Genomic DNA, 241 nt, shown 5'->3' with positions numbered 1-241 from the left:
TGAGCGACGGTGCCATGGAAGATGCCCTGTACGAAATCGCCTCCATGCGCCTGTTTGCCCGATTATCCCTGGATAGCGCCCTGCCGGATCGCACCACCATCATGAATTTCCGCCACCTGCTCGAGCAGCATCAACTGGCCCGTCAATTGTTCAAGACCATCAATCGCTGGCTGGCCGAAGCAGGCGTCATGATGACCCAAGGCACTTTGGTGGATGCCACCATCATTGAGGCACCCAGCTC

Annotated in this window: 1 protein-coding gene; it reads left to right on the top strand. The window is 57.7% G+C overall.

The window, feature by feature from the left end:
• On the top strand, window positions 1-241 hold a 241-nt coding region (locus OGY13_RS00245; protein WP_225373215.1), incomplete at both ends, for a transposase.

It is taken from the genome of Citrobacter sp. Cpo045 (genome assembly GCF_030332875.1).
Classification (GTDB): Bacteria; Pseudomonadota; Gammaproteobacteria; order Enterobacterales; family Enterobacteriaceae; genus Citrobacter; species Citrobacter portucalensis.
This window is presented reverse-complemented; position numbering and strand designations above follow the sequence as displayed.